The organism is bacterium, from assembly GCA_026398675.1.
Classification (GTDB): Bacteria; RBG-13-66-14; RBG-13-66-14; order RBG-13-66-14; family RBG-13-66-14; genus RBG-13-66-14.
Window position 1 is genome coordinate 1 of the sequence record JAPLSK010000072.1, and the last position, 3,014, is coordinate 3,014.

The 3,014-nt window shown below is 67.7% G+C and carries 3 protein-coding genes; 1 reads left to right on the forward strand and 2 read right to left on the reverse strand.

Annotated elements, in window-relative coordinates:
• Positions 1–323: 323 nt before the first annotated feature.
• On the reverse strand, positions 324–893 hold the full coding sequence (locus tag NTW26_01475) for a hypothetical protein (GenBank protein ID MCX7020944.1): 570 nt from the start codon (positions 891–893) through the stop codon (positions 324–326).
• Positions 815–1,510, reverse strand: a complete 696-nt coding sequence (locus NTW26_01480) for a C1 family peptidase (protein MCX7020945.1) — start codon at positions 1,508–1,510, stop codon at positions 815–817. The genes NTW26_01475 and NTW26_01480 overlap by 79 nt, the downstream gene beginning before the upstream one ends.
• A gap of 92 nt (positions 1,511–1,602) precedes the next feature.
• Between NTW26_01480 and NTW26_01485 the strand changes: the two genes are divergently transcribed.
• Positions 1,603–2,970 (forward strand): 50S ribosome-binding GTPase, encoded by a 1,368-nt coding sequence (locus NTW26_01485; protein MCX7020946.1) that lies wholly within the window; start codon positions 1,603–1,605, stop codon positions 2,968–2,970.
• Positions 2,971–3,014: the final 44 nt, after the last annotated feature.

Below are 3,014 nucleotides of genomic sequence, written 5' to 3' on the forward strand. Positions count from 1 at the left end.
TTTCCTAACCCCGCCGCTTTTTATAAGGTAGCCCTCACCCCCATCCCCGTAAGGCAAGCCTTCTCCCACGGGGAGAGGGGGGTCGAAACAACCCTCACCCCGGCCCGCGGCTCCACCCGTTGCGATGACGTAGGGGCGACCTTCCGCGGTCGCCCGCGAATTGCGATGACGTAGGGGCGGGTCTCCTGACCCGCCCGTTTTTTCTAAGGTAGCCCTCACCCGTAGTCCCTCTCCCACGGGGAGAGGGAAACCGCTTCCGCAGTGCGCTAAATGTAGGGCGGGGATTTTAATCCCCGCCGCTTATTCACCTAACCCTGCGCTGGTCAGTACTGCGTGTAGTAGAAGTAGTACGCCTCGCCGACCCCCACGTCGAACCCGTTGACGTACACGTGCGGCGTTACCGCCAGCTCGTATTCCCCCTGCGCCATGTTCAGCGCCCAGTAGGGGATGTAGAGCTGCGTGCCCGACACGTCCAGGTTCTGATATGGGATGTCGAACACGACCGTGTAGGCCGCCACCTCCCCGTAGATGTCGGAGAAGGCGGCGTGGTTGGCCAGCAGGGGCGAGCCGTCGGAGAAGGTGAAGGAGAGGAGCAGCTGCCCCTGTCCGCCGGAGCAGTTGTAGATGCCGCCCCCCAGGCTCACCACCATCCCCAGCCCGTCCGGGGTGTAGACGTCGAAGGCCATGTCGGCGGCGTAAACCTCGGCGTAGGGGGAATCCGAGGAGACGTAGATGTCGGGGTCGTAGACAGTCTGGGTCGGGGTGGGGTCGTAGTCCTCGACGTACGTGACGGTCGAGGTCTCCGGGTGCTCGGTCACCTCGGGCTCGACGTAGGTGACGTCGGGCGGGGTGTTGACGATGAGGTCCTGGCAGACGTAGCCCTCGACGACCATGGCCTGGAGGGCGTCGTAGGAGACCCAGCCCTTGCCGTTGTCGGACCAAAGCCGCTGGCGATCTGGGCCTTCATCTCCACGGTGTCCATGACGTTGACGCGGCGCCAGGTGGCAATGCGGTAGGGGTTGCCGGAGGATTTGAGCGCCGCCGAGGGCTGCCGCGAGCAGTCGTACTGGTCGTACTCGAAGCTGGAAATAGGCACCGTGCCCTGCTCGGTGAGGATGTTGAAGGCGTCTATGTAGCTGCACCCGCCGAAGCGGTTGCCCGGCGGGTAGGCGATCTGGTTGTAGATGTAGGCGGGGCTGAAGACGTGGTCGGAGTCGGAGAGGTCCCAGCCGCGCTCGACGCACTCCTGGTAGCTCTTGACGGCGTAGGAGGAGGCCCAGCCGACGCAGGAGGACTGCTCGCCCTGGTCGCCCGGGGTGGGGAAGTAGCGCGAGAGGTCGGCGCTGATCGGCAGCTCGCCCATCAGCGGCGGCGAGGCCAGGGGGATCGCGCGGTAGCGGTCCTCTTCGGCGAAGATGAGGCCCGTGGCGTGGGTGGCCAGCGCGGGCGCCAGCACGCCGATTGCACAAAGCGCGCAGACTACGCACAAAACGGTTTTTCTATCCGGCATGGTCGGCCTCCGGGAAGGGGGATTTTTCGATAGTGTAGCTTACCGGGGGTGAATTTGTCAGGTGCAAAGGGTCGTGGGTTATAATCACCGGCATGGAGCATCCGGAAGACACCATCGTGGCGGTGGCCACGGCGCCGGGCCGGGGGGCGCTGGATGTCGTGCGCCTGTCGGGCCCGCGTGCGGCTGAAATCTGCGCGGCGTTCATCCACCCCGATCCGCGGAAAAAGCCGGAGCGGCACAACTTCGCCGCCCGGGCCCAGGGCGTCGGGGGCGTCCTGGACCGGCTCACCTGCACGCGCTTCCGCGCCCCGAGGAGCTACACCGGCCAGGACGCGGTGGAGCTCTGCTGCCACGGCGGCGGGACGATAGCCCGGCGGCTGGTGGAGCTGGCCGTGGAATCCGGCGCCCGGCCGGCCGAGCCGGGGGAGTTCACCCGGCGGGCCTACGAGGCGGGGAAGCTGGACCTCCTGCAGGCCGAGGCGGTGGGGGCGCTCACCGGAGCGCGGTCCGCGGCCGGGGTGCGCCTTCTGGAGCGTCAGCTCGGCGGGGCACTATCGAAAAAAATCAGCGGGCTGCGGGTAAGGCTACTCGACCTTTCGGCGGGGCTGGAGGCGGAGCTGGCCTACCCCGACGACGTGCCGCCCACGAGCGGCGCGGAATACATCGCGCAAATCGAGGGGATTCGGGAGGAGTTGAGCGATCTGGCCGGAACGGCGGCCTTCGCCCGGGCGGCGATTTCCGGCGCGGCCGTCGTCCTGGTCGGGGCGGAGAACGTCGGCAAGAGCTCCCTCTTCAACCGGCTGCTCGGGGTCGACGCGGCGCTGGTGACCCCCACGCCGGGCACCACCCGCGACGCCCTCTCCGGCGAGCTCGCGCTGGGCGAGATTTCCGTCACTCTTTACGACACGGCGGGGCGGCCGGAGCTCTTCCGCGACGAAATTTCCGCGCTGGCCGCCGGACGGGCCGCCCTGGCCGCCGGGGTCGCCGACCTGCTGCTCCTCGTCGTCGAGGCCGCCGACCCGGCCGTTCCCGGATGGGCGGGGGAGGAGATGCGACGGACGCCGACGCTGGCACTAGTCAATAAATCCGACCTGGCGACGGAGGAGGTAATCTCGTCGGCTGTTAAAATACTTACCGGGGAGGCGGGGCTCCCGCCGGAGGGAGTCCTGGCCGTGTCGGCGAAGACCGGCCGGGGGCTGGGGGAGCTCCGGGCGAGAATGGCCGAGGTTATATCGCCACCGGACGTGGACGCGGCGCTGACCTCGGCGCGACAGGCGGAGGGCGTGAACCGCGCGGTTCGTTTCCTGGAGGAAGCCCGGAAGGCTCTAGTAGGCCCGACCTGGGACGCGGCGGCGGTGGAAATTTCCAACGCCCGCCGGGCGCTGGAGGAGGTCCTGGGGATGGTGACCGACGAGGAGGTTTTGGGGAAAATTTTCTCCACCTTCTGCGTGGGGAAATAGTCAGCCCCCTCCCCCCCTCTGGGGGGAGGCTCGCCTACGGGCTG